The 22,272-nt window shown below is 70.8% G+C and carries 23 protein-coding genes, 6 tRNA genes and 1 pseudogene; 10 read left to right on the top strand and 20 right to left on the bottom strand.

Annotation, left to right across the window (positions count from 1 at the left end):
* Positions 1–36: 36 nt before the first annotated feature.
* From ACWCP8_RS08635 to ACWCP8_RS08645, 3 genes are all read right to left on the bottom strand, one after another.
* A complete protein-coding gene (locus tag ACWCP8_RS08635) occupies positions 37–255 on the bottom strand; it encodes a hypothetical protein (RefSeq protein ID WP_451114992.1) in 219 nt (72 codons plus the stop codon).
* Positions 256–793: 538 nt separating this feature from the next.
* Positions 794–865 (bottom strand) — tRNA-Val (locus tag ACWCP8_RS08640).
* A gap of 54 nt (positions 866–919) precedes the next feature.
* Positions 920–1,387 (bottom strand): TIGR02611 family protein, encoded by a 468-nt coding sequence (locus tag ACWCP8_RS08645; protein ID WP_352266144.1) that lies wholly within the window; start codon positions 1,385–1,387, stop codon positions 920–922.
* Between the two features lie 190 nt (positions 1,388–1,577).
* On the opposite strand from ACWCP8_RS08645, the gene ACWCP8_RS08650 reads away from it, so the two are divergent.
* The gene (locus ACWCP8_RS08650; protein ID WP_003959770.1) at positions 1,578–1,991 is read left to right on the top strand and encodes an SsgA family sporulation/cell division regulator; all 414 of its coding nucleotides are present in this window, start codon (positions 1,578–1,580) and stop codon (positions 1,989–1,991) included.
* 344 nt (positions 1,992–2,335) lie between these two features.
* A complete protein-coding gene (locus tag ACWCP8_RS08655; RefSeq protein WP_352266143.1) occupies positions 2,336–2,908 on the top strand; it encodes a CGNR zinc finger domain-containing protein in 573 nt (190 codons plus the stop codon).
* Between the two features lie 15 nt (positions 2,909–2,923).
* On the opposite strand, the gene ACWCP8_RS08660 is transcribed toward ACWCP8_RS08655, so the two are convergent.
* From ACWCP8_RS08660 to ACWCP8_RS08675, 4 genes are all read right to left on the bottom strand, one after another.
* Positions 2,924–3,079 (bottom strand): hypothetical protein, encoded by a 156-nt coding sequence (locus ACWCP8_RS08660; RefSeq protein WP_176902249.1) that lies wholly within the window; start codon positions 3,077–3,079, stop codon positions 2,924–2,926.
* Between the two features lie 162 nt (positions 3,080–3,241).
* Positions 3,242–4,213 (bottom strand): acetylxylan esterase, encoded by a 972-nt coding sequence (locus ACWCP8_RS08665; protein WP_352266142.1) that lies wholly within the window; start codon positions 4,211–4,213, stop codon positions 3,242–3,244.
* A 102-nt stretch (positions 4,214–4,315) separates the two neighbouring features.
* Positions 4,316–5,335, bottom strand: coding sequence for a LacI family DNA-binding transcriptional regulator (locus tag ACWCP8_RS08670; RefSeq protein ID WP_352266141.1), 1,020 nt, complete (start codon positions 5,333–5,335; stop codon positions 4,316–4,318).
* A gap of 172 nt (positions 5,336–5,507) precedes the next feature.
* Positions 5,508–5,957: a hypothetical protein gene (locus ACWCP8_RS08675; RefSeq protein WP_451114995.1), complete on the bottom strand. Its 450-nt coding sequence runs from the start codon at positions 5,955–5,957 to the stop codon at positions 5,508–5,510.
* Between the two features lie 209 nt (positions 5,958–6,166).
* Between ACWCP8_RS08675 and ACWCP8_RS08680 the strand changes: the two genes are divergently transcribed.
* Positions 6,167–6,682: a DsbA family protein gene (locus ACWCP8_RS08680; protein ID WP_352266139.1), complete on the top strand. Its 516-nt coding sequence runs from the start codon at positions 6,167–6,169 to the stop codon at positions 6,680–6,682.
* A 36-nt stretch (positions 6,683–6,718) separates the two neighbouring features.
* On the opposite strand, the gene ACWCP8_RS08685 is transcribed toward ACWCP8_RS08680, so the two are convergent.
* The 3 genes from ACWCP8_RS08685 to ACWCP8_RS08695 all read right to left on the bottom strand — a co-directional run bounded on the left by ACWCP8_RS08685 (position 6,719) and on the right by ACWCP8_RS08695 (position 9,486).
* Complete coding sequence (locus ACWCP8_RS08685) at positions 6,719–7,558, bottom strand: GNAT family N-acetyltransferase (RefSeq protein ID WP_451114998.1); 840 nt, start codon at positions 7,556–7,558, stop codon at positions 6,719–6,721.
* Between the two features lie 72 nt (positions 7,559–7,630).
* Positions 7,631–8,452, bottom strand: coding sequence for an aminotransferase class IV (locus tag ACWCP8_RS08690; RefSeq protein WP_352266137.1), 822 nt, complete (start codon positions 8,450–8,452; stop codon positions 7,631–7,633).
* Entirely contained in the window at positions 8,452–9,486 is a 1,035-nt protein-coding gene (locus ACWCP8_RS08695; RefSeq protein WP_382832529.1) for a chorismate-binding protein, read from the bottom strand. The genes ACWCP8_RS08690 and ACWCP8_RS08695 overlap by 1 nt, the downstream gene beginning before the upstream one ends.
* 163 nt (positions 9,487–9,649) lie before the next feature.
* Here ACWCP8_RS08695 and ACWCP8_RS08700 point away from each other — a divergent pair.
* The 5 genes from ACWCP8_RS08700 to ACWCP8_RS08720 all read left to right on the top strand — a co-directional run bounded on the left by ACWCP8_RS08700 (position 9,650) and on the right by ACWCP8_RS08720 (position 10,095).
* Positions 9,650–9,722: transfer RNA gene (locus tag ACWCP8_RS08700), tRNA-Gly, on the top strand.
* Between the two features lie 37 nt (positions 9,723–9,759).
* Positions 9,760–9,833: transfer RNA gene (locus ACWCP8_RS08705), tRNA-Cys, on the top strand.
* 1 nt (position 9,834) lies between these two features.
* Positions 9,835–9,906 (top strand) — tRNA-Val (locus ACWCP8_RS08710).
* A 19-nt stretch (positions 9,907–9,925) separates the two neighbouring features.
* Positions 9,926–9,997, top strand: a tRNA-Val gene (locus ACWCP8_RS08715).
* Positions 9,998–10,020: 23 nt separating this feature from the next.
* Positions 10,021–10,095, top strand: a tRNA-Val gene (locus ACWCP8_RS08720).
* 67 nt (positions 10,096–10,162) lie between these two features.
* On the opposite strand, the gene ACWCP8_RS08725 is transcribed toward ACWCP8_RS08720, so the two are convergent.
* From ACWCP8_RS08725 to ACWCP8_RS08750, 6 genes are all read right to left on the bottom strand, one after another.
* The gene (locus ACWCP8_RS08725) at positions 10,163–10,279 is read right to left on the bottom strand and encodes an MFS transporter small subunit (protein WP_415924710.1); all 117 of its coding nucleotides are present in this window, start codon (positions 10,277–10,279) and stop codon (positions 10,163–10,165) included.
* Complete coding sequence (locus ACWCP8_RS08730) at positions 10,260–11,606, bottom strand: L-lactate MFS transporter (RefSeq protein WP_352266136.1); 1,347 nt, start codon at positions 11,604–11,606, stop codon at positions 10,260–10,262. The genes ACWCP8_RS08725 and ACWCP8_RS08730 overlap by 20 nt, the downstream gene beginning before the upstream one ends.
* Before the next feature lie 147 nt (positions 11,607–11,753).
* Positions 11,754–12,038: a TFIIB-type zinc ribbon-containing protein gene (locus tag ACWCP8_RS08735; RefSeq protein ID WP_030968663.1), complete on the bottom strand. Its 285-nt coding sequence runs from the start codon at positions 12,036–12,038 to the stop codon at positions 11,754–11,756.
* Positions 12,039–12,105: 67 nt separating this feature from the next.
* Positions 12,106–13,101 carry an aminoglycoside phosphotransferase family protein gene (locus tag ACWCP8_RS08740; RefSeq protein WP_451115001.1) on the bottom strand — a complete coding sequence of 332 codons (996 nt, stop codon included), beginning with the start codon at positions 13,099–13,101 and terminating at the stop codon, positions 12,106–12,108.
* Between the two features lie 272 nt (positions 13,102–13,373).
* Positions 13,374–13,583, bottom strand: coding sequence for a hypothetical protein (locus tag ACWCP8_RS08745; protein ID WP_352266134.1), 210 nt, complete (start codon positions 13,581–13,583; stop codon positions 13,374–13,376).
* Between the two features lie 189 nt (positions 13,584–13,772).
* Positions 13,773–14,030: a hypothetical protein gene (locus tag ACWCP8_RS08750; RefSeq protein WP_030918716.1), complete on the bottom strand. Its 258-nt coding sequence runs from the start codon at positions 14,028–14,030 to the stop codon at positions 13,773–13,775.
* Positions 14,031–14,235: 205 nt separating this feature from the next.
* Between ACWCP8_RS08750 and ACWCP8_RS08755 the strand changes: the two genes are divergently transcribed.
* Complete coding sequence (locus ACWCP8_RS08755; RefSeq protein WP_352266133.1) at positions 14,236–15,564, top strand: serine/threonine-protein kinase; 1,329 nt, start codon at positions 14,236–14,238, stop codon at positions 15,562–15,564.
* 18 nt (positions 15,565–15,582) lie between these two features.
* On the opposite strand, the pseudogene ACWCP8_RS08760 reads toward ACWCP8_RS08755, so the two are convergent.
* Positions 15,583–15,885, bottom strand: a pseudogene (locus tag ACWCP8_RS08760) (TrmH family RNA methyltransferase); the annotation flags it as partial.
* A 131-nt stretch (positions 15,886–16,016) separates the two neighbouring features.
* Between ACWCP8_RS08760 and ACWCP8_RS08765 the strand changes: the two are divergent.
* Entirely contained in the window at positions 16,017–16,235 is a 219-nt protein-coding gene (locus ACWCP8_RS08765; RefSeq protein ID WP_451115330.1) for a hypothetical protein, read from the top strand.
* A 103-nt stretch (positions 16,236–16,338) separates the two neighbouring features.
* Here the strand turns inward: ACWCP8_RS08765 and ACWCP8_RS08770 are convergent, their stop codons facing one another.
* The 3 genes from ACWCP8_RS08770 to cobT all read right to left on the bottom strand — a co-directional run bounded on the left by ACWCP8_RS08770 (position 16,339) and on the right by cobT (position 22,015).
* Positions 16,339–17,172 carry a TrmH family RNA methyltransferase gene (locus ACWCP8_RS08770; protein WP_352266132.1) on the bottom strand — a complete coding sequence of 278 codons (834 nt, stop codon included), beginning with the start codon at positions 17,170–17,172 and terminating at the stop codon, positions 16,339–16,341.
* Between the two features lie 64 nt (positions 17,173–17,236).
* Positions 17,237–18,493, bottom strand: coding sequence for a uroporphyrinogen-III C-methyltransferase (gene cobA / locus ACWCP8_RS08775; RefSeq protein ID WP_451115004.1), 1,257 nt, complete (start codon positions 18,491–18,493; stop codon positions 17,237–17,239).
* Between the two features lie 237 nt (positions 18,494–18,730).
* Positions 18,731–22,015: a nicotinate-nucleotide--dimethylbenzimidazole phosphoribosyltransferase gene (cobT, locus tag ACWCP8_RS08780; protein ID WP_451115006.1), complete on the bottom strand. Its 3,285-nt coding sequence runs from the start codon at positions 22,013–22,015 to the stop codon at positions 18,731–18,733.
* Positions 22,016–22,272 lie beyond the last annotated feature (257 nt).

The raw sequence follows: 22,272 nt of genomic DNA on the forward strand, positions 1-22,272 counted from the left end.
CGGGGCGTGCGTCGGCTGCCTCAGGCCGGCATCCGGTCACCGAGGAGTGCGAGGTTCTCGATGGCGGCGAGTCCGTACAGCGCGGTGTCGTCGGTGTTCGACCGCCAGCACGATCGAGTTGACGAAGAACGTCGAGACCGGGATCTCCGCGATGCCCTCGGTGAGCCGTCGGTAGTGGTCCAACACCGGTTGCGAGGGGAAGAGTTCGAGCCCGCCGATGATGTCCTCGTTGGGCTTCAGCGATCCGCCGATCACCCGAACAAGGGGTAGAGGACGACCGCGAGCACGGCCAGCGCCCCGATGTGCCAGAGGGCCGAGCGCAGGGTGCGCCGCTGCCCGGGGTGCGTGAGCGTACTCATCGGGCGTCCTCCTCGTAGTGCACCCGGCGCCGCTGGGACCAGAACAGCACGGCCGTGACCAGGCCGACAACGAGCAGCAGCATCCAGTGATCTCGACCTTCCCGCCGGCCCCCGCTCCCCCGCCGTCACCGCCGCAGCCGGAGGCCACCAGCCCCGGTACCGCCACACCGATGCCGGCCGCACGCAGCCCCTGGGCACTCCGCCAAGACCTCATGACACACCCCTCCCGGGCAGCGACCCCCGCCACCACGGTTCGATTGAATCGTTTTAAGAGACGCTCGTCAGAGATCCGAAGGGGCAACGTCAACGGTTGAGACGAAATCGATCGAAGCGCTTCGACCCGTACGGGGCGAGAGGGGCCGACGACACCGGATCGGCCCGGGAAACGCAGAGGGCCCGTGAGACTCTGCAGTCTCACGGGCCCTCTGTCCGGGTGGGCGATACTGGTTTCGAACCAGTGACCTCTTCGGTGTGAACGAAGCGCTCTCCCACTGAGCTAATCGCCCGGGCGCACAGCAAACATTACCCCATGTCAGCGGTGCCCTCCGACCACCGTCGGGTCACTCGTGGATCTTCCACGGCATCGTGATGCCGAACTTCCAGACATAGATCCCGACCAGCACCGCGACGATCACCAGCCCGACCACAGTGAGGATGATGTTCCGTCGCCGGACCTTGGGATCGAGTGCCTTCTGCGCCGCCTCGGTGACCTTGCGACGGGTCCAGCGCAGCACCAGCTGCGCCCAGACGAACTCGGTCGCCCAGATCGCCATGCCTCCGAAGATCACCAGCCAGCCGGGCCCGGGCAGCGGCAGCATGATGACGCCCGCCACGACCACGGCGAGGCCGACCACGAAGACGCCGACCTGCCAGCTCACATGGAGCGCCCTGGACGCCTTGATGAAGCCGGGCGCCCGCGATCCGAGCTCCCGTTCACCCTTCGTCGCACCCTCCGTCACGTCCCCCGTAGCGGGCGCCCGGGCCGCCGGTGCGGCGGCCTCGTCCCGCGCGTCACTCTCCGCATTCATGGGCCCCAACCTACCGGAACGGTCTTTGTCGCCGGAATGGCCGCATAACCCAAAGTTACACACCGCTGCACGAGCTACCTGAAGGGCCACAAAAAGGTCAGAGGGGTTTACAACGCCACCGTAGGTGGCATGTCGATTTCGCCGACGTGCGAATCCCCGAGCGCACACTGAGCGAAAGGCCCTGGCGCTTATGAACACCACGGTCAGCTGCGAGCTGCACCTGCGCCTCGTTGTGTCGAGCGAGTCCTCACTGCCTGTACCCGCGGGCCTGCGGTATGACACGGCCGATCCGTATGCCGTGCACGCCACCTTCCACACCGGAGCGGAGGAGACGGTCGAATGGGTATTCGCCCGCGACCTCCTTGCCGAGGGGCTGCACAGGCCCACCGGCACCGGAGACGTCCGTGTCTGGCCATCTCGAAGTCACGGCCAGGGCGTCGTCTGCATCGCGCTGAGCTCCCCAGAGGGCGAAGCCCTGCTCGAGGCCCCGGCGAGGGCCCTGGAGTCGTTCCTGAAGAGGACCGACGCCGCGGTGCCGCCCGGCACCGAGCATCGTCACTTCGACCTCGATACGGAGCTCTCACACATCCTGGCCGAGAGCTGAGCCAGATCGAGAGCTGCACGGCGCCGTCCGACTCGGGGCGACGGTGCCGCGCAGACAACCACATAGGGCAGACACCGGCGCCGTGACCACGGAAACCACCGTGGTGACGGCGTCGGTGCGATGTGCACCGGCGCACATCCGGCCCACCGATCCGCGCCTGGCATCCCCAGCGCGCCCCCAGTGCCCCCGTACGCCTCCCCCTGCCCCCTGATGCCCACCCATGGCCGGCAAGCGCTTCTCGCCGGCTCCACGGGCCCTCTCGGGCCCCTGTGCGTCTTCGCCGAGCCAGTAGAGTCAGCCGGCATCGGCAGGCGCCCGCCCGCCGGAGGCCAGGGAGCGAAAGCGTGCTGATCCCCCACGACACCCGGATCGCCCTCGACACGGTGGTCGATCTGGTGAACACCGCACCGGAGACCGACCGGCCCGAGGACAAGCGGAACGACGGTCTCGCCGGCGTCGAAGCGCTTTACGAATTCGCCCGGCGGCACCGCATCAGCGGCGTGGGCGACCTCGGCGAGAAGGACCTGCGTGCCGTACAGGACGTACGGACCCGCTTCGCGGAGATCTTCGCGACTCAGGACACCCGGATCGCCGCCGGTCTCGTCAACAACCTCGTGGCCGCCGCGGGCACCACGCCGCAGCTCAGCAACCACGACGGCTACGACTGGCATGTGCATTACTTCGCACCGGACGCATCGATCGCCGACCATCTCGCGGCCGACTGCGGCATGGCGCTGGCCTTCATCGTCGTGGCCGGCGAGCTGGAGCGGCTGCGGCGCTGCGAGGCACCGGACTGCCGGGACGCGTTCGTGGATCTGTCCCGCAACCGCTCCCGCAGGTACTGCTCCAGCCGCACCTGCGGTAATCGGCTCCATGTCGCCGCGTACCGGGCGCGCCGCAAGGAAGCGGCCGGCTGACCGCTCACCGCGCGCTCACAGCAGGAAGAGATCGTGCAACGCGGCCATCAGCAGCAGGCTGCCGACCACCGCGAGGAAGATCATCAGAGGGGGCTGGGACAGCGCGAAGAGGCAGCCACGCGGCTCTTCGTCGGGGGGTGCGGGGGCATCGCCCCGGGAGGTGTCCACCATCTCGGGACGATCATGACGCAGGCCGGACTCCGTTGGCGATCAACACGCCTTTTTGTGACGGGAGTTCACTCGCCCCATGACCGAGAGGATTCGCTCCGGCGTCCGATTCGCCGTCACGTATTCGGGACCGCGGCCGGCTTCCCGCACCCACCCCCGTACCGCTCAGCCGAGATCGCGCAACATGCGCAGCTGGACGGCCCGGTGAGCCGATGAGCCGCCCTCGTGGTTGTTCCAGGGGTAGACCTCGATCTCCTTCGGGCCCACCCAGTGGTTATAGGCGGCGAAGACCGTCGACGGCGGGCAGATGGTGTCCATCAGCGCCACCGAGTAGAGCGCCGGGGCGGTCGCCCGGGCGGCGAAACTGATGCCGTCGAAGTAGGAAAGCGTACGGAACACCTGCTCGGCGAGGCCGTGTTGAGTGGCGAGGAAGCGCACGATCTCCTGGTACGGGTCCTTGTCGGTGATCTCGACGGCCCGCCGGAAGTGGGACAGGAACGGTACGTCGATCAGCGCCGCCTTCACGTGCGGGCTGAGCCCGGCCACCGCCTGGGCGATGCCGCCGCCCTGGCTGCCGCCGTGCACGACGATCCGGTCCGGGTCGACGGACGGGTGGGCACGGGCCACCTCGACGGCGCGTACCGCGTCGGTGAACACGCGCCGGTAGTAGTACGCGTCGGGGTCGAGGATGCCGCGGGTCATGAAGCCGGGCGACTGCGGGTTGGCGCCGCCGTGCGGGTCGGGCGTGGAGCCCGCCGAGTGGCTGTTGACGGCGCCCTGGCCGCGCGTGTCGACGAGCAGGGTGGCCCAGCCGGCCGCGGGCCAGACCAGGTGGTCGTGCGGCAGTCCGCGACCGCTGCCGTAGCCGAGGTAGTGGACGACGCACGGGAGGGGACCCTCGGCGCCCGAGGGAACGTTCAGCCAGGCACGTATGCGGTGTCCGCCCCAGCCGGAGAAGGTCACGTCGTGTACGTCGACCGTACTCAACGCCCCGTCGTACGGCTCGAATTCGGGGTCGAGCGGGAACGCGGACGACTCGTCGAGGGTGCGCTTCCAGAAGGCGTCGAAATCGGCGGGTTCACCGGACTCCGGGCGGTAGTCGCGGAGTTGATCCAGGGGAAGATCGAACAGGGGCACGGCGTCTCCGTTTCGGACATACGGCAAGGAGGGACGGATGGACAGGAACACGGAAGAAAGCGGGTCCCGGGCGCGGACCGGGGAACCGGGCGCCGGCCCGGGTCAGTGCGCCGCCGTGCTGGAGGCGCGCACGACCAGCTCCGGCTGGAGCACCACGCTGCGGTGCTCGTGCGTGCCGTCCTCGTCGTCCGCCTCCTCCAGCAGGAGTTCCGCGGCCAGCCGGCCCATCATGACGGCGGGCTGACGGACCGAGGTGAGCGGTACGGCGGCAGCGGCGGCGAATTCGATGTCGTCGTAGCCGACGATGGCGATGTCCTGCGGCACCCGCACGCCGGCCGCGTACAGCGACTGCAGTACGCCGAGAGCCAACAGGTCGTTGGCGCAGAACACTGCGGTCGGCCGGGGCACGAGCCCCAGCAGCCGGGCCCCGGCGTCGCGGCCCGCCGCCACGTCCAGGCGCTCGGAGGGGATCTCGACGAGCGCCTCGGGCCCCAGCCCGGCCCCGGCGAGGGCCGACAGGGCACCCTCGCGGCGGTCCCTGATCTGGTGCAGGTCGCCGGGGCCACTGACGTACGCGACCTCGCGGTGCCCGGCCGAGACGAGGTGACCGACGGCGAGGGCGCCGCCCCGCACGTCGTCGACGGAGACCGCACAGGTCCCGGTGGAGGACGCGACCCGGTCCACCAGCACGAAGGGGATGCGGTGGCGCCTGAACGCCTCCAGATTGCGGCCGGTCGCATCGGCCGGCGTGACCAGCACACCGCACACCCGCTGCTCGGCGAAGAGCCCCAGATACTCGGCCTCCTCCGCCGGGCTCTGGCCGCTGTTGCAGACCATCACCCCGAGGCCGGCCTGCCGCGCGGCGCGTTCGGCACCCCGCGCCACGTCGACGAAGAACGGGTTGCCCATGTCGAGGACCAGCAGCGCCATGATCCGGCTGCGGCCGGCTCTGAGCTGGCGCGCGGACTCGCTGCGTACGTACCCGAGCTCCTCGATCGCGGCCAGCACCCTGGCCCGGGTCTCCGGCAGCACCGCTTCGGGCCGATTGATCACATTGGACACGGTGCCCACGGAGACTCCGGCCTGCCGGGCCACATCCTTGATCCCTGCCACACGCGCCACTTGCCCTGCCCTACCTGAATTGTTTCAATCCGACCGGGACGCTAGTCCCATCTCCGTAGAGCGTCAAGGATCACGGGAGGGCGTCCAGGATCACATATGAATCGATTCATCGCCGATTCGTCATCGCCCGGCCCCGATGGCCCGCCTGCGGGCCGGATCTCCAGGCCGGATCTCAGATGCCGTGCTTCCTCAGGATGGCCTCGATGTCGCTGAAGTCCTCGCCCGCGGCGGTGGCCTTCGGCTTCTCCTTGGCCTGCGGCTGGAGCGCCGGTACGCCACCCCCGAGGGAGGGCGCCGACGCGGCGGGCGCGACGGCGTCACGCTGCGCCACCTGTGCGGCGGCCTTGCGTTCCTTGCGGGTGCCGACACCGCGGCGTTCGATCGCGCGCGTCGTCATGAAGAGCAGCCAGGCCAGCCCGAGCAGTCCGAAGCCGAGCCAGACGCTGGGCTTGAAGGCGATGTCGGAGACCCACTGGACGACCCCGGTCAGCACCAGAGCGATCGGGACCAGGGAGTAGGCGGCGATCCGGGTCGCGGCCAGGAAGCGCTTCCGGTACGCGGTCACGGCGGCGATGCCCAAGCCCGCCGCGGACACCGCGGAGCAAATGGTCTCAGCAAGCATCGGGGCCTCCAGGCGCGCGGGGAAACGTCTCTTCCATCCTGCACCGCCAACCCGGTGGGTGGCCATGATCCAGGACCACATCAGGGACATTTCAGGGCCGGGATCCTCCCCAGGTGCCGACCGGAGCCCGGTCGCATTCCGAACGGGGCCGAGGCGGACGTCCACCGGGCCGATTGGGATGCTCACTCGGACCCTGGGAGACTGGCTCCATGAGCGATTCCACCCCCGCAGCCCCGGTCGTCCTCGACGTCTGGTGCGAGCTCCAGTGCCCCGACTGCCACCGCGCCCTCACCGATGTGCACGCCCTTCGTGCCCGGTACGGCGACCGGCTCGACGTGCGCCTGCGACACTTCCCGCTGGAGAAGCACAAGCACGCCTACGCGGCGGCGCAGGCCGCCGAGGAGGCCGCGGAGCAGGGCAAGGACTGGCCGTACGTCGAGGCCGTGCTCGCCAGGACCGACGAGCTCGGCCGCACGGGCGAGCCGCTGCTGATCGAGGTGGCGCGTGAACTCGGCCTGGACGCCGAGGAGTTCGACACCGCCCTGATCGACGGCCGGCACATGCTGATGGTCGACGCCGACCACGCCGAGGGCAAGGCCATCGGCGTGACCGGCACCCCCACGTATGTGATCGGCGGCGAGACGCTGGACGGCAGCAGGAATCAGGACGGGCTGCGCGAGCGCATCGAGGAGATCGCCGACCGGCTGCTCGCCGAGCAGGCCTGACGGCCCTCTCCGCAGCCGGCGCGGACCTGCCGACGGCTACAGGGCCTTGACGAGGTTGTACCGGGTCACTTCGTAACCGAGCGACTCGTACAGCCGGACCGCCGGCGTGTTGGACGAGAGCACGTGCAGACCGATCCGCTCGTGCCCGGTGTCCAGCGCGATGCGTTCCGCCTCGAGCATCAGCGCCCGGCCGAACCCCCGGCCGCGGAAATCCTCCCGCACCTCGACGTCGAAGACGTACCCGACCACCGTCCCCGGGTGCATCTCGAACCGCGACACCCAGACATGTCCCACGGTCCCGTCGTCCTCATGGACCAGGGTGTGCAGATGCGCGTCCTCCGTGGCGAGTCCGTGCGGCAGATACGTCCGGTGGGAGATCTCGGCCTTCCGCATGGCCTCGACCTCCGGGACGCCGCGGGCGATCCAGGTCTCCGCGTAACCGGTGATGGCGGTGGTCTCCCACTGCGCGAACTCCTCCGGCGTCATCGGTCGCCCGGTGACGCCGTCCGGCAGGACGGGAGGGACCTGCGGCAGATCCTTGATCATGTTCTTGCTGCGCTCGGTGTAACCGAGCGCAGCAGCGAGCCGCTGTCCGGCTGTGTTGTCCGGTCCCACCGAGAGCCCCAGCCGGGAGCACCCCCAGCCACGAAGCACTTCCTCGGCGGCGAGTGCGGCGATGGTGCCGCGGCCGCGCCTGCGGTTCGATTCGTCGATCCGCAGGGAGCGGAGGACCCCTGCCGTCGCTCCGAATCCCGGGTCGGTGCCGATCTCGACGACGCCGACCGGGCGTCCGTTGTCGCACACGTCGTACACGCGGGTCCTCGCGCCGTCGGCGCCTTGCTGGATCGGCCCGGTCGGCCGGAGGGTCGTGGTCATCACCGGTGTTCTATCCGCTGAACCGCGGCCCGTCACCCGATTTTGCGGATCCGGCCGTGGGACGGATCGGGCTCACGGATCGAGGTCGTTCCCGGCATGCTCGTCGAAGACTCGCATGGCCTTCGCCGTCACGGGTCCTGGCGTGCCGGGCAGCTCCCGGCCGTCGATCCGGTGGACGGCCTGGACATCCCGCAGGCTCGAGGTCACGAACACCTCCTCGGCGTGCTCCAGCACATCCATGGACAGTTCGGTCTCGTGCGCCCCCGCCCACTCGACGACCAGCGCGCGGGTGATCCCGGCGAGACAGCCGGAGGAGACCGGCGGGGTGTGCAGCTGTCCGTCGAGGACGACGAAGACGTTGGTTCCGGTGCCTTCGCAGAGCTGCCCGACGGTGTTGGCGAAGAGCGCCTCCGAGGCGCCCCGTTCATGGGCGCGGGCGAGGGCGACGACATTCTCCGCGTACGAGGTGGTCTTGAGCCCGGCGAGCGCGCCGCGCTCGTTGCGCGTCCAGGGGACGGTGATCACGGCGGTGGTGTCGTGACGTCGGGTGGATTCCCCGAGGGCGACGACGAGGCCCGCCCCGTCGTTGCCACGGTCGGAGCCGAGCGGGGAGAGCCCGCCGGTGTACGTGATGCGCAGCCGTCCGAGCTCCATGGGGTTGGCCTCGACGACCGCGGCGCAGGCCCGGCGCACTTCGTCGAGGTCGGGATCCGGCAGGCCGAGACCACGGGCCGAGCGGGTCAGCCGGTCGAGGTGCCGGGTGAGGGCGAAGGGCCGGCCGGCGGTGGTCTTGACGGTCTCGAAGATGCCGTCGCCCACGGTCAGTCCGTGGTCGAACACGGACACCCTGGCGTCGGCCTCGTCGCGCAGTGCGCCGTTGACCCAGATCCTCATCACGCGGTCCTTCCAGTCGCTTGGTGAGCGCCCGACGCTACAGCGAGCAGCCGGGCCGCCTTCAGCTCGGTCTCGTCCCATTCGCGCTCCGGGTCGGAGCCCCAGGTGATCCCGGCGCCGGTGCCGAACCGGAGGACCGGAGCGGCTTCGGTGCGGTCGACCCAGAAGGTCCGGATACCGACGGCGAGGCCGGCGGTGGAGCGGTCGGCGTCGACCCAGCCGATGCCGCCGCAGTAGGGGCCGCGGGGCGCGGTCTCCAGTGACTCGATGATCCGGAGGGCGCTGGACTTGGGTGCCCCGGTGACCGAGCCGGGCGGGAACGTGGCGGCGAGCAGTTCGGGCCAGCCGACGCCGTCGGCGAGGTGGCCGCGCACGGTGGAGACGAGATGGACGAGCCCCGGGTGCTTCTCCACCACGCAGAGGTCGGGGACGGTGACCGATCCGGTGGCGCAGACCCGACCCAGGTCGTTGCGGACCAGGTCGACGATCATCACGTTCTCGGCGTGGTCCTTCTCCAGCAGATCGGCTTCGGTGCGGCCGGTGCCCTTGATCGGTCCTGACTCGACGGTCCGGCCGTCCCGTTTCAGGAAGAGTTCGGGGGACGCGGTGGCGACCTCCACGCCGTGCGCGGGCAGCCGGATCGTTCCTGCATAGGGGGCGGGATTGCCGAGTGCCAGCAGCGCGGTGAGGGCGTCGACGTCCGCGGCAGCCGGGTCCGGCAGCACCGCGGTCATCACCCGGCAGAGGTTGGCCTGGTAGACCTCGCCCGCCGCTATGTACTCCCGGATACGACGTACTCCGGCGGTGTACGCGGCCCGGTCCAGGGACGAGATCCAGTCGCCGGCTCCGGGGCCACGCCAGGCGCCGGGGACGGGCGCGGGCACCGGCGCGGACCGTACGGTACCGAAGCGGGCGCAGACGAGGCCGCCCTCGAAATCGGCGCATACGGCCCAGAAGCCGGACGAGTCGAGGGCGGCTGGATCACTGGTCACATCCTGCAGATCGGACGCGATGAGGCCGTCGAAGCGGGCCATTGGAGCGAGGTCGTGCACGTTGCTGAGTCTAGGACGGCCCGCGGTGACCTGCGCCGGGGCGAACGCACCGCAGCACGCTGCACAAACGCGTTTTTGTACTGGCCCGGGAATCCGCTAGAGTTCAACACGTCGCCGGGACACGCAAGTGGAACGGAAACGACAAGCGGACGTGGCTCAGTTGGTAGAGCATCACCTTGCCAAGGTGAGGGTCGCGAGTTCGAATCTCGTCGTCCGCTCGAAATGGGGGATCTTTTCCCGAACCCCTGCACTCCTGGTGGAGTGGCCGAGAGGCGAGGCAACGGCCTGCAAAGCCGTCTACACGGGTTCAAATCCCGTCTCCACCTCCAAGGACGATTAGCTCAGCGGGAGAGCGCTTCCCTGACACGGAAGAGGTCACTGGTTCAATCCCAGTATCGTCCACCGGTCCGCAAGGATCCCCGCGCGATTAGCTCAGCGGGAGAGCGCTTCCCTGACACGGAAGAGGTCACTGGTTCAATCCCAGTATCGCGCACGCAGTACACGCGGGTTCACCCTGCGCGATTAGCTCAGCGGGAGAGCGCTTCCCTGACACGGAAGAGGTCACTGGTTCAATCCCAGTATCGCGCACCAGCCGAAGCCCCGGTCGTCTCGACGACCGGGGCTTCGTCGTTTCCGCGGTGGGCTCGACCGACCGGGGTCAGCCGGTGAAGAGCTGGGTGGCCTTACGGATCAGTTCGTACAGCCCGTAGGCGAACGGCAGGGCGACCCAGAGCCAGACCACGGCGGTGAGTGTTCTACGACTGCTGGTGTGCACGGGTCTTCCTCTCCGCTGCCTCGTGGAAGCGTGGATGGACGGGGCGTACGAGCTCGTTGGCGGCGAAGCCGACGATCAGCAGTCCGATCATGATCGTCAGCGATGTCGTGTACAGGTCGGACCCACTGCGGCCCGCCCGCTCGCCCGCGTCCGCCACCCAGTTGACGATCAGCGGGCCGAGGACGCCGGCGGTGGACCAGGCAGTCAGCAGCCGGCCGTGGATGGCACCGACCTGATACGTGCCGAAGAGGTCCTGCAGATAGGCGGGGATCGTGGCGAATCCGCCTCCGTAGAACGAGAGAATCACCAGCGCGCAGCAGATGAAGAGCGGCTTGGAGCTGCCGAACTGGACGATCGTGAGGTACATCAGCGCGCCGACACCCAGGTAGATGCGGTACATGTTCTTGCGGCCGATGAGGTCCGAGGTCGAGGACCACAGGAGCCGGCCGGTCATGTTGGCCAGGGAGAGCAGGGCGACGAAGCCTGCCGCGGCGGAGACCGTGACCGGGGCCGAGGTACCCGTGAAGAAGTCCGAGATCATGGGAGCGGCCTTCTCCAGAATGCCGATGCCCGCGGTGACGTTCATGCAGAGCACCACCCACAGACACCAGAACTGCGGTGTCCTCAGCGCGTTGCGGGCGGACACCTGAGCCGTGGTCACGAGGCGGCGGGGCGCCGCCTCCGACCGGCGGCCGGCCGGGAGCCAGCCGTCCGGCGGCACCCGGACAAGGAGGACGCCGAGCGCCATGAAACCGGCGTAGGCGAGACCGTGGACCAGGAAGGCAGTGGCGATTCCCGCGCTGTCGGTACCGAAGGCTTCGAGCATCCCGGTCGACCAGGGCGAGGCGATCAGCGCTCCGCCGCCGAAGCCCATGATGGCGATGCCGGTGGCCATGCCGGGGCGATCGGGGAACCACTTGATGAGCGTGGAGACCGGCGAGATGTAGCCGATGCCGAGTCCGATACCGCCGATGAAGCCGTAGCCGAGGACGACCAGCCAGAACTGCTCGGTGGCCACGCCGAGGGCGGCGACAAGGAAACCCGAGGAGAAGCAGACAAGGGAGACGAACATCGCCCAGCGCGGTCCGTTGCGTTCGACGAGGGTGCCGCCGAAGGCCGCGGAGAGGCCGAGCATGACGATGGCGAGTTGGAAGGGAAGGGCGCTGGCGGTACCGGAAAGGCCGAGAGCCGACTCGAGCGGGGGCTTGAACACGCTCCAGGCATAGGCCTGCCCGATCGAGAGATGCACCGCGAGGGCGGCGGGCGGAACCAGCCAGCGGCTCCAGCCGGGTGGCGCGACGGTCCGGGACCTGTCGAGGAAGCTCATGGGCCGGAACTTTAAGGATCAACCATGTCCCTGCCTAGATGTTCGACAAGACTTTGTCGACGGTATGCACTGCGGTCGGGCCGCGCGCGGTGCGCGCTGCGGGCCCGGACACCGCGCGTCCGGGCCCGCAGCGTGGCGTCGGCCCGATCAGGACGAGAAGAGCATGTGACCGAAGCTCTTGTGCCGGTAGTGACCGCCGTGGTGGCCGCCGTGGTGCTGCGGAGCGCCCCAGGCGGGGGCGGGTGCGGCCGGGTAGGCCTGAGGGGCCGGCGGTACGGGCGGCGCCTGCTGCGTCCACTGCGCCTCGATGCGGGTCAGGGACTCCAGCTCGCCGTAGTCGAGGAATATCCCCCGGCAGCCGCTGCACTGCTCGATCTGGATGCCATTGCGGTTGTATGTCTGCATCTGCGCGTGGCACTTGGGACACTGCATGGTCGGCTCAGCTCCTCGCCGTCGGTTCGCCGTCCCGGAATTCATGCCCGGAGACGATCGGTTCACCCTACGACGAGTGTTCGGCGGCCAACTCGTGCGGGAGGGACGCAATTCGGGCACAGGCGTCGATCATCATCTGTTCCACTTCATCCGGAGTTCTCCCCTCCGCGGCAGACTTGGCGAACGCCAGCGCGGCGGTCTGTACCGTCAGGGCGCGGGCCGGGACGTCCAGGTCGGGCCAGGGGTCGCCGTCGGCGCGTACGGCCGGCCCGCCGGCCGCCCGGTAGGCGTCCAGGAAGCGCAGCCAGACGTCGGGAGGGAGCAGCCCGGCCGCGTACCAGGCGGCGGGGCGCGCGAGGTCCCAGGCGGGGTCGCCGAGGCCCAGGTCGTCGACGTCGATCAGCAGCCACGGGCCGTGCGGGGTGGGGTGGCGCACGAGCTGGCCGAGATGCATATCGCCATGGCAGAGGAAGCGCGCGCGGTGCGGGGGCGCGACATCCTCGTCGCGGGCCCAGGCGGGCAGCCGCCGCCATGCTTCGTGTACGGGGACGGTGGCCGGGTCGCCGGGCCGGGCCCGGCCCATCCGGGCCACGGCGAGTGCGGACTTCGCGGGGCCGCGCATCGCGGGGAGCGCCCGCATGGCCCGGCGCGGGGTCGGTGGTGCGGTGAGGTGGAGCCGGGCCAGGAGGACGGCTGCCTCTTCCCAGGGGGCGGCGTCGGGGTCTGCGGGGTCGACGGGGTCGCCGTGGGGCCACAGGGTCACGGAGCGGCCGTGCAACGTGGAGTTGAGGGCGGTGGGCCCGGCGGGCCGAGGTATGGGTGGCAGGAGGATGCCGGTCAGCGAGGGGGACGCGGCGAGGGCGAGGCGGGCGGCCAGGGCCGTGGTGTCGGTATCCGGGGCGTGGGCCTTCGCGACCACCGGACCACTGCGGACGACCGTGCCGTCGGCGCGGTCCGCGAGCACCGCCGGTACCGGGCAGGCGCACGGGGCCTCGGCACCCGTGGGCGGGTGGGCCGCGTCATGAGCGAGGGCGCCCAGCGCGCGGACGACTGCGGTGGTCACGGTCTCCCCCGGAGGCAGCAGGTGCGACCCGGTTCCGCCCGGGTCCGCCGATGAGCGTACGCGCCGCCGCGCACGCTGCGATGCGGCGCCGAGTGCCGACGCGAAAGCCTCCGAACAGTGCCGCGGCCGGGCGCGAGGGACCCGGAAAGCGCGATGTCCGGTCAGCTCCCCAGCTGACCGGACAAACGCTGCCGTCCGCCGCACCCCCGTCCCCACGGGGCTGTTGGCCCGATGTCCCGGTCCGGACCGCTCTTCCGGACCCGGGGCGCCGCTCAGCGCCCCAGCATCACACCCACGGACGACGCCTGTGTGACCACTGCGTCCCAGCCGCCGAAGACGACTACGAGCAGGGCCGCCAGAGGAAGAACCATGGCCGTCGCCACCAGCGGGTGGCGCGTACCGGACGAAGGGCGGCTGCCGAACGTGGCATGTGCCCTGCGCCCCTGCGTACGGATCGTCGTCCGCGCTGCCGTGTCCGCCATGGTTCCTCTCCTGACCTGTTGTGGGAGCGGCGGGCATCTGACCTCGGGGGACGAGTGCAACGCCCGCCGCTCGACTTCAACATTAGGGACGGCCGAGGCGCGGGTCGTCATGCCCGCGTATCGAATGCCGGGCCTCCCGGAGGATGAGCCGTCGGTGCTCGGCGTACTCCCCTGGGTGGAGATCGGGCACTAGACCTTGGGGTCTTCCCGGAGGGGACGTTCGGATGCGTCCTCCCGGGGGACCGGTTGTTCGACCAGGGCGAGCACCCTGGCCGCCATGAAACGGGCGGTGCGGACCACGGAGCCGTTGCGAGTGACTTCACTCACTTCGACCACCCCTCGGCGGACGGCCGTCTCCACCCGGCGACCCGCTCTGCCGGCCACCACTTCGTAGGTACGCGTCGTGTCCCCGGCGTCCACGACTATTTCGACTCGATCGCCCTTCACTGATCCAATCCCCCTTCTGCGACGGACCTTTGAGATCTCGCACGGGCCGGGGAGCCTGGATCCGCGGCTCCCTGACCACCCTTCAAGTTTCCCACCCGGCACTGACAATCGATGGGCGGACGAGGGCGCGGCCTCTGAGCGCGCCGGGCCACGGGTACGTAAGCTGTGCCACGTCAGGCGGACCAGGCAGCGGGGATGGGCAGACATGGCGATGATGCGGCTCCGGCGCGAGGACCCGCGTGTCGTCGGCTCGTTCAGGCTGCACAGACGACTCGGAGCAGGCGGCATGGGTGTCGTCTATCTGGGTTCGGACCGGCGCGGCCAGCGGGTGGCGCTCAAGGTGATCCGCCCGGATCTCGCCGAGGACCAGGAGTTCCGTTCGCGTTTCGCGCGCGAGGTGTCGGCGGCGCGGCGGATCCGCGGCGGCTGTACGGCACGTCTGGTGGCAGCCGATCTGGAGGCGGACCGCCCGTGGTTCGCCACGCAGTACGTCCCCGGCCCCTCACTGCACGACAAGGTGGCCGAGGAGGGTCCGCTGTCGGCGGCCGAGGTGGCATCGATCGGGGCGGCGCTCTCCGAGGGGCTGGTGGCGGTGCACGAGGCCGGTGTCGTCCACCGTGATCTGAAGCCGTCGAACATCCTCCTCTCCCCCAAGGGACCCCGGATCATCGATTTCGGGATCGCCTGGGCGACCGGGGCGAGCACGCTCACGCATGTCGGTACGGCCGTGGGCTCGCCCGGGTTCCTGGCGCCCGAGCAGGTACGGGGCGCGGCGGTCACCCCCGCGACGGACGTCTTCTCGCTCGGTGCCACGCTGGCGTACGCGGCGATGGCCGACTCGCCTTTCGGGCACGGCAGTTCCGAGGTGATGCTGTACCGCGTGGTGCACGAGGAACCGCAGTTGTACGACGTGCACGACGCGCTGGCGCCGCTGGTGAGCGCCTGTCTGGCGAAGGATCCGGAGGAGCGGCCGAGCACGCTTCAACTCTCCATGCGGCTCAAGGAGATCGCGGCCCGCGAGGCGCAGGGACTGCACGAGAGCCGGCCGCCCGTGCAGCGGTCGGCGCAGGAGCTGGACCGGCCGACCGGCCGGCTCGACGGCCCGTACACCGAACAGCAGACCCGGCGTGCGGCGAGCGCTCCGGCGCCGCGTCCGCAGAGCCGGCAGACGGCGCCCTCGCGCACCGCGTCGCCCCGTACCGGCGGCTCGCGGCCGCAGCCGCCTCGCAACACCACGCGCTCCGGCAAGCGCCCTCAGGCCACCAACGGGACGAACGGCACGAAGGGGCGTCCGGGAACCCGGCACGGGACCCGTACGACATCGACGGGCCGGCGTCCGGCCAACCCGCGGCTGCTGCGGCAGCGTCTTGTCGTCTTCGTCGTGGTGACGCTGCTGGTGGCGCTGGGGATCGCGGCGGCGCAGGGTTGCCAGGGACCGGCCCGTGGGCTGGGCGCCACACAGGCCCCGGGACAGCAGGAACAGCACGAAGTGCAGGAACAGCACCAGGGGCAGCACCTGCTGCCCCGGCGGTAGGCGCCGGGCAGCAGCCGGTCAGTGCTGCGGGCGGCCCGTCGCCACCGCGTAGAACGCGACGGCAGCGGCCGCGCCCACGTTCAGCGAGTCGCCGCCGTGCGCCATCGGGATGCGTACCCAATCGTCGGCAGCGACCAGGGCCTGCGTGGACAGTCCGTCGCCCTCGGCGCCGAGCATCAGCGCCACCTTGTCCATCCGGTGCGGCGCCGCCTCGTCGATACTGCCGGCCTTGTCGTCGGGGGTGAGTGCCAGGAGCTTGAAGCCCGCCTCCCGTACGGTCTCCAGGACCTTGGGCCAGTTGTCGAGACGCGCGTACGGGACAAAGACCTTCGACCGATCGGCGGGGGATGTGAGTGGGAAGTGGAACCCCGCAACCTGGTCGAGCCCGACGCGAACGCTCAGCTCCGGGCGCGGGTGAGCGAGCAGAACAGCAGTCGGCTGTGACGCGGTCTGTGTTCCGCTTCGCCGACTGCACCATTCAGCACGAGCCCCTGGGTGGAGTGACGTGGAAAGTCTTCTGCGCCACCTACGGCTTCGAGGAGACGTCGATCACCGACTCGGATCAGCGGTCATCCGAGTGGGCCATGAGGCACACCGCAGCCACGGGGAACGGCCTCTTTCGCCGCGCCTGCACCGACCATGCGAAAGTCCGTCCGGTCCGACTCCCCTGATCCCCCGCCCCCGCGAGATGCCCTCGGCATCCGGCTCCCCCGTGTCGTGCTCAGGGCCTCGCGGGGACGGGCCGGCACTACGACACCCTGCGACCTACCGAGGTCAGGCAGACTTCGGCCGTGTGGCGTAGAAGGCCACCGCTGAGGCCGCCGCGACGTTCAGCGAGTCGACTCCGGCTTCCATCGGGATGCGGACGTGTTCGTCTGCCGAAAGGAGCGCTTCGGTGGTCAGCCCATCCCCTTCGGTCCCGAAGATGAGCGCCAGCTTCCCGTAGTCCCGCGAGGCGAGCTCGTCGAGGGTGATCGACTGCTCGCTGAGGCAGAGCGCGGCCGTTATGTAGCCAGCCTCCCGGAGGAGCGCAACATCTTTCGGCCAAGACTCCAGCCGGGTCCACGGGACCTGGAAGACTGCCCCCATCGAGACCTTCACGGCCCGCCTGTACAGGGGATCTGCGCATCGCGGAGTGAGGAGGATTGCGTCGACTCCGAGGGCTGCCGCACTACGGAAGGCGGCCCCGAGATTGGCGTGATCGACGATATCTTCGAACACCGCAATGCGCTGACCTGTAGTGACGACGACCCGGCTCGTCGTCAGCAGGTCGTCGGCCGTCGGCAGTGGTTTGCGCTGCATGGAGGCGAGCGCGCCACGGTGCACGTGGTAGCCGGTGACGCGTTCGGCAAGCTCCGGGCTGACCGCGTAGACCGGGGCCGGGACCTCGTCGATGACGTCGCGCATCAGGTCGACCCATTTCGCCGAGAGCAGCATGGACCGCATCTCGTACCCGGCGTGCCTGGCGCGTCTGATCACCTTCTCGCCCTCGGCGATGAAGAGGCCCTCGGCGGGCTCTCGCCTGCGCCGGAGTTCGACGTCGGTCAGGCCCGTGTAGTCGCGCAGGCGCGGGTCGTCGGGGTCGTCGACGGTGATGAGATCTGCCACAGGTCGATACTGCCTTGTCCGGTGTGTGGTGCCAACGGCTTGGAAGAAGATCCGTTACCGCTGGTTACTCGGCGGGGTTCGGGAGGGTGGCCGCACCGACCGCGACGACGTCACCGATGACGATCACGGCCGGGGGGCGTACCTCTTCGGCGGCGGCCCGTTCGCCGACGGTCGCGAGGGTCGCGTCGACCCTGCGCTGCGCCGCCGTGGTGCCCTCCTGGATCAGGGCGACCGGTGTCTCGGGCGACTTGCCGTGGGCGATGAGGGCCTTGGCGATGGCGCCGATCTTGTCTACGGCCATCAGCAGCACGAGGGTGCCGCGCAGCTGCGCGAGGGCCGCCCAGTCGACCAGCGAGCGCTCGTCGTCGGGGGCGACATGCCCGCTCACGACGGTGAACTCGTGGGCGACCCCGCGGTGGGTGACGGGGATACCGGCAGCGCCGGGTACGGAGATCGAGCTGGAGATGCCGGGGACGACGGTGCACGGGATGCCTTCGGCGGCGAGCGCCTGTGCCTCCTCCATGCCCCGACCGAAGACGAACGGGTCGCCGCCCTTGAGCCGGACGACGGCCTTGCCCGCCTTGGCGTGCTCGATGAGCGCCTGGTTGATCGCCTCCTGCGCCATGAAGCGGCCGTACGGGATCTTCGCGGCGTCGATCACCTCGACGTGCGGCGGCAGTTCGTCGAGCAGGTCGCGCGGGCCGAGCCGGTCGGCGATGACGACATCGGCCTCGGCGAGGAGGCGCCGCCCACGCACGGTGATCAGGTCGGGGTCGCCGGGGCCGCCGCCGACCAGGGAGACACCGGGGGTGGGGCGGGTGCGGTGGTGCGGGGCGGCGAGCGTGCCGTCGCGCAGGCCCTCGACGATGGCGTCGCGGACGGCGGCGGAGTGGCGCGGGTCGCGGCCCTGCGCGTCGGTGGAGAGGACGGCGACCGTCACGCCCTCGCTGCGGCCGGTGGCCGGGGTCCAGGCAGTGGCGACATCGGCGTTGTCGCTGCGCACGCACCAGGTGCGGGTGCGCTCGGCCTCGGCGGACGCGGCTTCGTTCGCGGCGGCGTCGTCGGAGGCGATGAGCGCGTACCAGGTGTCGGTGAGGTCCCCGTCCTCGTACCGGCGGCGCTCCCAGTGGATCTCACCGGCGTCGGCCATCGCCTCGACGGACGGCGTCGCGGACGGCGATACGAGGGTGATGTCGGCGCCCGCCGCGATGAGTGCGGGGAGGCGGCGCTGCGCGACCTGACCGCCGCCGACAACGACGACGCGGCGCCCGCTCAGGCGCAGTCCGACGGGGTACGCGGGGTGATCGGCGTGCTCGGCCATGGCGGTGCGGGCTCCTCGGGCGATACGGGGTGCGTGCGGGCCGCTACGGCGGTGGAGCGGCTGTGACGTGCGGTTTTGTGGGGTGTGGGTCCACGATACGGGGTGCGGCGGGGCGGGCCGGTGGGGTGGGATGGGGGCCGCTGTGCGGAGCTCTCCCCCACCCACCCCTTCCGGGAACCGGGGCTCCGCCCCGGCCCCCGCGCCTCAAGCGCCGGTGAGGCCGGCCATGGCCGGCCGCTACTTCTCGGTGACGCCCGCCGAGTCGAACGTCGCCACCTCGTGCATCGCCCGCGCCGCACTCTGCACGATCGGCAGCGCCAGCAGCGCACCCGTGCCCTCGCCGAGGCGGAGGTCGAGGTCGATCAGCGGGCGCAGGCCCAGCTTGTTGAGCGCGGCGACATGGCCGGGCTCCGCGCTGCGGTGACCGGCGATGCATGCGGCGAGGGCCTCGGGGGCGATCGCCCGGGCGACCAGGGCCGCGGCGCCCGCGCTCACCCCGTCCAGGACGACGGGCGTACGCAACGACGCACCGCCCAGCAGGAATCCCGCCATCGCGGCGTGCTCCAGGCCGCCGACCGCGGCAAGTACGCCGATCGGGTCGGAGGGATCGGGCTGGTGCAGTGCGAGGCCACGGCGGACCACGTCGACCTTGCGGGCGTGCATCTCGTCGTTGATCCCGGTGCCACGACCGGTCACCTCGGCCGGGTCCATGCCCGTGTACACGCAGATCAGCGCGGCGGACGCGGTGGTGTTGGCGATGCCCATCTCACCGGTGAGCAGGCCCTTGTTGCCCGCTGCCACCAGATCGCGGGCGGTCTCGATGCCGACCTCGATGGCCGCGAGGACCTCTTCACGGGTGAGGGCCGGCCCGGTCGTGAAGTCGGCCGTTCCCGCACGCACCTTGCGCGGCAGCAGGCCGGGGGTCGCGGGCAGCTCCGTGGCCACGCCGACGTCGACGACGCACACCTCGGCGCCGACCTGGGCCGCGAATGCGTTGCAGACCGCGCCGCCGCCGAGGAAGTTGGCGACCATCTGTCCGGTGACCTCCTGCGGCCATGCGGTGACGCCCTGGGCGTGCACCCCGTGGTCCCCGGCGAAGATCGCGACAGCCGCGGGCTCCGGGATCGGCGGCGGGCACATCCGGGAGAGACCCGACAGCTGCGCGGAGATGATCTCCAGCATGCCGAGTGCACCCGCCGGCTTGGTCATCCGCTTCTGGCGTTCCCAGGCCTCGCCGAGCGCCTTGGCGTCCAGCGGACGGATGTTGGAGATGGTCTCCTGCAGCAGGTCGTGCGGCTCCTCGCCGGGCAGCGCGCGGCGACCGTACGTCTCCTCGTGGACGACCCAGGAGAGCGGGCGCCGCTTGGACCAGCCCGCCTGCATCAGCTCGGGTTCCTCGGGGAACTCGTCGACATAACCGACACAGAGGTACGCGACGACTTCGAGGTGTTCGGGCAGGCCGAGGGCGCGGACCATCTCCCGCTCGTCGAAGAAGCTGACCCAGCCGACGCCGAGGCCCTCGGCGCGGGCGGCGAGCCACAGGTTCTCGACGGCGAGCGCCGAGGAGTACGGGGCCATCTGCGGCTGGGTGTGCCGGCCGAGGGTGTGGCGGCCGCCGCGGGTGGGGTCGGCGGTGACGACGATGTTCACCGGGGTGTCGAGGATGGCCTCGATCTTCAGTTCCTTGAACTGCTTGGCCCGGCCCTTGGGCAGCGATTTGGCGTACGCGTCGCGTTGACGCTGCGCCAGTTCGTGCATGGAGCGGCGGGTCTCCGCGGAGCGGATGACGACGAAGTCCCAGGGCTGCGAGTGGCCGACGCTGGGCGCCGTGTGCGCGGCCTCGAGCACACGGAGCAGCACCTCGTGCGGGATGGGGTCGCTGCGGAAGCCGTTACGGATGTCGCGACGTTCGCGCATGACCCGGAGCACGGCTTCGCGCTCGGCGTCGTCGTACCCGGAGGCGGCGGCGCGGTCGGGAGTCTCCGCGGCGGCCTGCGGCGCCTCGGCCACCGGGGCCTCCTCGGCAGGGGTCCGGACCGGCTCCGTGGGCTCCTGGTCCGGCGCGGGCGCCTCGATGTCCGGGCCGGCGTCGGTGGGCGTGAGGTCCGGGGTCTCGATGACCTCGGGGCCGGTCTCGGGCTCGGGCACGAGGACCGGTTCGGGGGCGGTCCCGGCGGCGGGCGCGAGGACGGGTTCCTCCGGAGCGGCGACCGGCTCCGACGCGGCTACGAGTACGGCGTCGGGCTCGGCCACGACGACGGCCTCGGGAACGACGACGGGCTCGGGGACGACCACCGGCTCCGGTGCGGGAACCGGTTCGGGCGCGGGCACTTCTGCCACAGCAGGCGCGGCTGCGACGGGCTCGGGGGTCCCGACAACCGGGGCCCGTACCGGCTCGATGGCGATCGCGACCTGCTCGGGGGCCTGGGGCTCCGGAACGGCTACGGGTTCGGGCGCGGGCGTCGGCTCGACGACGGCTGCCGGCTGTGCGACCTGCTCCGTGACGACCTGCTCCACGACGGCGTGTTCCACGACGGCCGGCTCCACGACCGGCGTCGGGGCCAGGTGCGGAGTCGTCGGCACGGATCCCTCCACGGGCACGAACCGGCCCATGGATGCGCCGTCCACAAAAGCCTCGGCAGCGGCGGGTCCGGCCTCCGGGGCGGCCTCGACCGGCTGTGCGACCTGCATCGGCTCGGCAACCGGCTCCGGGACGACCGTTTCTGCGGCCGCTTCCGCGGTCAGGGCTTCCGTTTCCACTGCCACGGGCGCCGCGACCTGCTCCGGTGCGTGGGCCGCCCACGGGCTGCCGGCCTGCGGCGGGATCTCGCCGAGCTGCGGGCCCGGCAGGTCGAGGTACTCGGGACCGGTGGTGGGCGGTCCCGCGTGCCGTGCGGGCATCGGGGTCTGCGGCGCCTCCGCGGGTCCGCGGTCGGCGAGCGAACGGACCACACCGCCGGTCGATGTCCCGCCGTACGAGGGGGTCGACTCGCCCGAAGCCGGGCCGCGGTGCAGCGGCCGGCGCACGGGGGCGGCCGCAACCGGTGCGGCAACGGAGACCGGTGCCGGCATGCGTACGCCATTGAGATCGACGGCACCCGAGTCACGGCCGCCGGACTCGTGCGTGCCCTGCCCGGTCCCGGTCATCGCTCCGGCCACGGCCTGCTGCACGGCGTACACGGCCGGGTCCGGCGCCTCCTGGACCTGCACGGGTCCCTGGGCCTGCACGGCCTGCACACCGCCGACGTAGCCCTGCGGCTGCGCCTGGTACGCGGCCTGCGCCTCCGGCGGCGCGGGTGCCTGTACGGCGCCGCCGCCCACCGGCTCACCGGGGGCCGGTGCGATCTGCGGTTCGCTCCAGGCGCCCTGCGGGCTCGGCATCAGCAGAAGATCGTCGTCCTCGGACGCATGCTCGGAGGGAGCGAGGAAGGTGTACGCACCCGGGGCGGGGTTGCCCGGCTGCTCCACCATGCCTGCGTTCTCCGGCAGTCCCTCGCCCGGGATCTGGCCGGTGTCACTCATGCGTACCCCTCGCCCATCGTCAGTGCTCCTTCGGCCCTTCGCCCGGGACGCCCGAACACGGCATGCCGGCGCTCGTCATGAAGAACGAGCGGGCTCGCCGCGCGGCACGAATCGGTCGCGGACACACATCATTCTCGCGGCCGTTCGCCGCCGCGGCAGGTAGTTCCGCCACGGCTCGCTGTGGACTGCGCCACGTTGCGCATCCCCGGGTCCGCTGTACCACAACGGGGTCCAAAACGGTCCCCTTTTCCGGACAT

Source organism: Streptomyces sp. NPDC002206 (assembly GCF_053593595.1).

What these genes read in the sequence shown, in the direction of transcription:
- ACWCP8_RS08645 (WP_352266144.1), bottom strand. Translation starts at nt 1,387, where the DNA reads ATGAATGCGGAGAGTGACGCGCGGGACGAGGCCGCCGCACCGGCGGCC.
- ACWCP8_RS08650 (WP_003959770.1), top strand. Translation starts at nt 1,578, where the DNA reads ATGAACACCACGGTCAGCTGCGAGCTGCACCTGCGCCTCGTTGTGTCG.
- ACWCP8_RS08660 (WP_176902249.1), bottom strand. Translation starts at nt 3,079, where the DNA reads ATGGTGGACACCTCCCGGGGCGATGCCCCCGCACCCCCCGACGAAGAG.
- ACWCP8_RS08675 (WP_451114995.1), bottom strand. Translation starts at nt 5,957, where the DNA reads ATGCTTGCTGAGACCATTTGCTCCGCGGTGTCCGCGGCGGGCTTGGGC.
- ACWCP8_RS08680 (WP_352266139.1), top strand. Translation starts at nt 6,167, where the DNA reads ATGAGCGATTCCACCCCCGCAGCCCCGGTCGTCCTCGACGTCTGGTGC.
- ACWCP8_RS08685 (WP_451114998.1), bottom strand. Translation starts at nt 7,558, where the DNA reads ATGACCACGACCCTCCGGCCGACCGGGCCGATCCAGCAAGGCGCCGAC.
- ACWCP8_RS08690 (WP_352266137.1), bottom strand. Translation starts at nt 8,452, where the DNA reads ATGAGGATCTGGGTCAACGGCGCACTGCGCGACGAGGCCGACGCCAGG.
- ACWCP8_RS08695 (WP_382832529.1), bottom strand. Translation starts at nt 9,486, where the DNA reads ATGGCCCGCTTCGACGGCCTCATCGCGTCCGATCTGCAGGATGTGACC.
- ACWCP8_RS08730 (WP_352266136.1), bottom strand. Translation starts at nt 11,606, where the DNA reads ATGAGCTTCCTCGACAGGTCCCGGACCGTCGCGCCACCCGGCTGGAGC.
- ACWCP8_RS08735 (WP_030968663.1), bottom strand. Translation starts at nt 12,038, where the DNA reads ATGCAGTGTCCCAAGTGCCACGCGCAGATGCAGACATACAACCGCAAT.
- ACWCP8_RS08745 (WP_352266134.1), bottom strand. Translation starts at nt 13,583, where the DNA reads ATGGCGGACACGGCAGCGCGGACGACGATCCGTACGCAGGGGCGCAGG.
- ACWCP8_RS08755 (WP_352266133.1), top strand. Translation starts at nt 14,236, where the DNA reads ATGGCGATGATGCGGCTCCGGCGCGAGGACCCGCGTGTCGTCGGCTCG.
- cobA (WP_451115004.1), bottom strand. Translation starts at nt 18,493, where the DNA reads ATGGCCGAGCACGCCGATCACCCCGCGTACCCCGTCGGACTGCGCCTG.
- cobT (WP_451115006.1), bottom strand. Translation starts at nt 22,015, where the DNA reads ATGAGTGACACCGGCCAGATCCCGGGCGAGGGACTGCCGGAGAACGCA.